Here is a 4,952-nt window from a genome sequence, read left to right as displayed (position 1 = left end):
GAATTTTATTAGTGATCGAAGCAGGACAAATTTATCCGCATGAATTAAAACGTGCTGTCAGTTTATTAGAACGTTTAGACCCGCCTGTGGTTGCGGCCATATTTAACCGCGTTAAAACCATTCATGGTAGCGATTATTTTTCCAATCTCATGACCGAATATCAAACAGGCGATAAACAAAAACCCAGTTGGGTTAAAAGACTGCTGTGGAATAATTAACTTTTTATTCGTAAAAAAAACAGAACAATAAATTAATTTAAGGATTTTGATAAAAAAATGCCAAACAAAAGCCCTATTGCTAACCCCATTCATTTACATCGTAAACCTGCAAATGCACCGACAATTGCGATTATTGTGCGGACATTAAATCGGCCGCATTTACTACAGCGGGCTTTGCGTAGTTTAGCCGAACAAAAACGTTTACCTGATGAAGTGATTGTGGTGAATGATGGCGGAGAATCTGTGGCAAAAATTGTGGCGAATTATCGCACTTTAAATCTGCAATTAATCGAGAATGAAACCAGCCAAGCCGTGCTAATGCAGGCAATCAAGGGGTAGCGGCTTGTCACAGTGATTTTATTGGTTTTTTAGACGATGATGATTGTTATTTAACCGATCATTTATTGCGTTTAGAAAAATGCCTATTAAATTTTGATGCACAAGTGGCTTATTCGGGTTGTAAATTGGTGCAAAGAGATGCTTTAGGAGAAGATAAAGAAGGTATTTTACAAACCAAAGTTATTGGCGAATATAACGACGCTTTTGATCCGCAACGTTTATATTATGAAAATTATATTCCCTTAATTAATCTGCTCATTTCGCGGGAATTATGGCAGCGGTTAAATGGTTTTGATCCGAATTTTGATGTGTTTGAAGATTGGGATATGTTATTGCGTTTATCGCAACTCACTCGTTTTTATCATTTAAATCGTTTAACCACAGAATATGCGGTGTGGGGTCGCCAGCAAATCACCCAACGCACGGCAGCATCGGAATGGTTTGATGCTTATGCGCGCATGTTGCAAAAACATATTTTATCTTTATCGCCCGAAAAACAACTTAAATTACTCACCCATTATTGGATTATTAGCCAAGAGCGGCGAGGTATTGTTGGTCAAAATCAACGCGAATTAGAAAACCTAAAAATAGACTTAATTCGCCAACAAGAACCGTCGCCCATGCCCGACAACAGCAAGCGCAAATAGAACATGATCGCAGCCAATATCAAACCCAAATTGAACAATGGCAACGAGAGACCCAAATTGCTCGCCAACAAATCGTGGCCATTCAAACGCAATATGAGAATCTAAATACCCAATTATTGCAAGAACGGCAGCGGTTTGAATTGCAGCATCAGGCAGAACGCGATCATTTTCAACAGCAACATCAAGCCATTGCAAAAACAATTGCAAGATGAGCGGCAACAATTTGAATTGCAACGGCAAAATGAACAGGAGCAGTTTCAACAACAATATCGGGAATGGCAAGCACAGTTGTTGAAAGAACGGCAGGGGTTTGAGTTGGAAAAACACAAGATTATTTCTACTCAACAGAAAACCCAATCTATTGCCGAAAAAACGCATAAAGAACAATTAAGCGATTTGCAAGAAAAAGTGGTTGTCATTACACAATCAATATCAGACTTTGCAACAGCATTATCACGTGGAATATCAACGTAATGAAACTTTGCAATCGGCTTTGCATGAAATGGCACGTCGTAACGCCGTTGGAGTGAGTAAAGATACGCTAACAAAATTAACAATTACTCCAGAAAATGCCTACGCCTTAGCAACGCAAACAGGTGGGGTTATTGATGACTATTTGCGTCTGTTAAATTGGGTTCGAGAAAGAGCCAATGAATCGCTGCAAAATACCACCCAATTAAAACAAATGCTACAAATGGCATTGGAACAATTACAAACCAATTTCCAGCCCATTGATCAGCAATTACAACATCTATTAAATTTATTATCGGCTTCACGTTGGCCACAAGTGCGCCGCTATGTTCCTTTGGCGCAGCATATTCGTGATTTAACGACACAATCCGTCACCACATTACGGCATCAATTAGATGCTGATTTAGCGATTAAAACAAGCCATTTATTAACTTCTACTTTACCCAAAGAATTAGCTGCTTTTATTCCAGAACCGCGCCCTCTTTCTATTTTGTATCCAACTTTTGCTTGTGTTGCAGGTTCAAATCAAACCCCGCGTTTTATGGAAGTGGTAGAATCTTTAGGCACAACGCCTTTTGCTTTAACGCAAGAAAATGTTTTAGTTTTTACCACGCACTGTCATTTAGATAATTTTTTCGCATTGATATTTTATTCGCCACTTATATGCGAATTAATTCTTGTCAGGTGCGGGTTATTATTCGTGAATTAGGACAAAACAATCCGCTTCGAGTTGTCTATTTAGATGGAATGAAGTTACTGGATAATCGCTTTTATGCCGTAGAATTTGAACCGATTGCAGATTCCGCCGATAAAACTTATCAGATTGAATTAGAAGATGCGTTTGCTGAAACCGTTAGGTCTAATTCAATCTGATAAGTTTTATCGGCGGAAGCAATCGGTTCAAATTCTACGGCATAAAAGCGATTATCCAGTAACTTCATTCCATCTAAATAGACAACTCGAAGCGGATTGTTTTGTCCTAATTCACGAATAATAACCGCACCTGACAAGAATTAATTCGCATATAAGTGGCGAATAAAATATCAATGCGAAAAAAATTATCTAAATGACAGTGCGTGGTAAAAACTAAAACATTTTCTTGCGTTAAAGCAAAAGGCGTTGTGCCTAAAGATTCTACCACTTCCATAAAACGCGGGGTTTGATTTGAACCTGCAACACAAGCAAAAGTTGGATACAAAATAGAAAGAGGGCGCGGTTCTGGAATAAAAGCAGCTAATTCTTTGGGTAAAGTAGAAGTTAATAAATGGCTTGTTTTAATCGCTAAATCAGCATCTAATTGATGCCGTAATGTGGTGACGGATTGTGTCGTTAAATCACGAATATGCTGCGCCAAAGGAACATAGCGGCGCACTTGTGGCCAACGTGAAGCCGATAATAAATTTAATAGATGTTGTAATTGCTGATCAATGGGCTGGAAATTGGTTTGTAATTGTTCCAATGCCATTTGTAGCATTTGTTTTAATTGGGTGGTATTTTGCAGCGATTCATTGGCTCTTTCTCGAACCCAATTTAACAGACGCAAATAGTCATCAATAACCCCACCTGTTTGCGTTGCTAAGGCGTAGGCATTTTCTGGAGTAATTGTTAATTTTGTTAGCGTATCTTTACTCACTCCAACGGCGTTACGACGTGCCATTTCATGCAAAGCCGATTGCAAAGTTTCATTACGTTGATATTCCACGTGATAATGCTGTTGCAAAGTCTGATATTGATTGTGTAATGACAACCACTTTTCTTGCAAATCGCTTAATTGTTCTTTATGCGTTTTTTCGGCAATAGATTGGGTTTTCTGTTGAGTAGAAATAATCTTGTGTTTTTCCAACTCAAACCCCTGCCGTTCTTTCAACAACTGTGCTTGCCATTCCCGATATTGTTGTTGAAACTGCTCCTGTTCATTTTGCCGTTGCAATTCAAATTGTTGCCGCTCATCTTGCAATTGTTTTTGCAATGCTTGATGTTGCTGTTGAAAATGATCGCGTTCTGCCTGATGCTGCAATTCAAACCGCTGCCGTTCTTGCAATAATTGGGTATTTAGATTCTCATATTGCGTTTGAATGGCCACGATTTGTTGGCGAGCAATTTGGGTCTCTCGTTGCCATTGTTCAATTTGGGTTTGATATTGGCTGCGATCATGTTCTATTTGCGCTTGCTGTTGTCGGGCATGGGCGACGGTTTCTTGTTGGCGAATTAAGTCTATTTTTAGGTTTTCTAATTCGCGTTGATTTTGACCAACAATACCTCGCCGCTCTTGGCTAATAATCCAATAATGGGTGAGTAATTTAAGTTGTTTTTCGGGCGATAAAGATAAAATATGTTTTTGCAACATGCGCGCATAAGCATCAAACCATTCCGATGCTGCCGTGCGTTGGGTGATTTGCTGGCGACCCCACACCGCATATTCTGTGGTTAAACGATTTAAATGATAAAAACGAGTGAGTTGCGATAAACGCAATAACATATCCCAATCTTCAAACACATCAAAATTCGGATCAAAACCATTTAACCGCTGCCATAATTCCCGCGAAATGAGCAGATTAATTAAGGGAATATAATTTTCATAATATAAACGTTGCGGATCAAAAGCGTCGTTATATTCGCCAATAACTTTGGTTTGTAAAATACCTTCTTTATCTTCTCCTAAAGCATCTCTTTGCACCAATTTACAACCCGAATAAGCCACTTGTGCATCAAAATTTAATAGGCATTTTTCTAAACGCAATAAATGATCGGTTAAATAACAATCATCATCGTCTAAAAAACCAATAAAATCACTGTGACAAGCCGCTACCCCTTGATTGCCTGCATTAGCACGGCCTTGGCTGGTTTCATTCTCGATTAATTGCAGATTTAAAGTGGATAATTCGCCACAATTTTTGCCACAGATTCTCCGCCATCATTCACCACAATCACTTCATCAGGTAAACGTTTTTGTTCGGCTAAACTACGCAAAGCCCGCTGTAGTAAATGCGGCCGATTTAATGTCCGCACAATAATCGCAATTGTCGGTGCATTTGCAGGTTTACGATGTAAATGAATGGGGTTAGCAATAGGGCTTTTGTTTGGCATTTTTTTATCAAAATCCTTAAATTATTTATTGTTCTGTGTTTTTTTTACGAATAAAAAGTTAATTATTCCACAGCAGTCTTTTAACCCAACTGGGTTTTTGTTTATCGCCTGTTTGATTCGGTCATGAGATTGGAAAAATAATCGCTACCATGAATGGTTTAACGCGGTTAAATATGGCCGCAACCACAGG

At 38.8% G+C, this 4,952-nt stretch carries 9 protein-coding genes; 7 read left to right on the top strand and 2 right to left on the bottom strand.

All coding sequences use genetic code 11. The annotated features are described in order from the left end of the window. From TPSD3_RS17555 to TPSD3_RS17265, 7 genes are all read left to right on the top strand, one after another. On the top strand, positions 1-218 hold a 218-nt coding region (locus TPSD3_RS17555; protein ID WP_217884439.1), incomplete at its 5' end, for a hypothetical protein. Between the two features lie 57 nt (positions 219-275). Then, positions 276-557, top strand: coding sequence for a glycosyltransferase family 2 protein (locus TPSD3_RS10410; RefSeq protein ID WP_086488489.1), 282 nt, complete (start codon positions 276-278; stop codon positions 555-557). A gap of 20 nt (positions 558-577) precedes the next feature. Beyond that, complete coding sequence (locus TPSD3_RS10405) at positions 578-1,204, top strand: glycosyltransferase family protein (protein WP_245391574.1); 627 nt, start codon at positions 578-580, stop codon at positions 1,202-1,204. 74 nt (positions 1,205-1,278) lie between these two features. Next, positions 1,279-1,416: a hypothetical protein gene (locus TPSD3_RS17550; protein WP_176329837.1), complete on the top strand. Its 138-nt coding sequence runs from the start codon at positions 1,279-1,281 to the stop codon at positions 1,414-1,416. Next, positions 1,394-1,678, top strand: coding sequence for a hypothetical protein (locus tag TPSD3_RS10400; RefSeq protein WP_086488487.1), 285 nt, complete (start codon positions 1,394-1,396; stop codon positions 1,676-1,678). The genes TPSD3_RS17550 and TPSD3_RS10400 overlap by 23 nt, the downstream gene beginning before the upstream one ends. Next, positions 1,617-2,384 carry a hypothetical protein gene (locus tag TPSD3_RS10395; protein ID WP_176329836.1) on the top strand — a complete coding sequence of 256 codons (768 nt, stop codon included), beginning with the start codon at positions 1,617-1,619 and terminating at the stop codon, positions 2,382-2,384. Before TPSD3_RS10400 ends, TPSD3_RS10395 begins: the two co-directional genes overlap by 62 nt. Further along, the gene (locus TPSD3_RS17265) at positions 2,339-2,548 is read left to right on the top strand and encodes a hypothetical protein (RefSeq protein ID WP_140048534.1); all 210 of its coding nucleotides are present in this window, start codon (positions 2,339-2,341) and stop codon (positions 2,546-2,548) included. The genes TPSD3_RS10395 and TPSD3_RS17265 overlap by 46 nt, the downstream gene beginning before the upstream one ends. Positions 2,549-2,654: 106 nt before the next feature. Here the strand turns inward: TPSD3_RS17265 and TPSD3_RS10390 are convergent, their stop codons facing one another. Both TPSD3_RS10390 and TPSD3_RS18140 read right to left on the bottom strand, forming a co-directional pair. Then, positions 2,655-4,532 carry a glycosyltransferase gene (locus tag TPSD3_RS10390; RefSeq protein WP_280938416.1) on the bottom strand — a complete coding sequence of 626 codons (1,878 nt, stop codon included), beginning with the start codon at positions 4,530-4,532 and terminating at the stop codon, positions 2,655-2,657. An 11-nt stretch (positions 4,533-4,543) separates the two neighbouring features. Beyond that, the gene (locus TPSD3_RS18140) at positions 4,544-4,762 is read right to left on the bottom strand and encodes a glycosyltransferase family 2 protein (RefSeq protein WP_086488484.1); all 219 of its coding nucleotides are present in this window, start codon (positions 4,760-4,762) and stop codon (positions 4,544-4,546) included. Between the last annotated feature and the right edge of the window lie 190 nt (positions 4,763-4,952).

The organism is Thioflexithrix psekupsensis (genome assembly GCF_002149925.1).
Classification (GTDB): Bacteria; Pseudomonadota; Gammaproteobacteria; order Beggiatoales; family Beggiatoaceae; genus Thioflexithrix; species Thioflexithrix psekupsensis.
Note: the sequence above shows the minus strand (reverse complement) of the source record. Positions and strands in the feature narration are given on the sequence as shown.

Excerpts from the sequence above, each read along its gene's own strand:
- TPSD3_RS18140 (WP_086488484.1), bottom strand. The coding sequence starts at position 4,762 with ATGCCAAACAAAAGCCCTATTGCTAACCCCATTCATTTACATCGTAAA.
- TPSD3_RS10410 (WP_086488489.1), top strand. The coding sequence starts at position 276 with ATGCCAAACAAAAGCCCTATTGCTAACCCCATTCATTTACATCGTAAA.
- TPSD3_RS17265 (WP_140048534.1), top strand. The coding sequence starts at position 2,339 with ATGCGAATTAATTCTTGTCAGGTGCGGGTTATTATTCGTGAATTAGGA.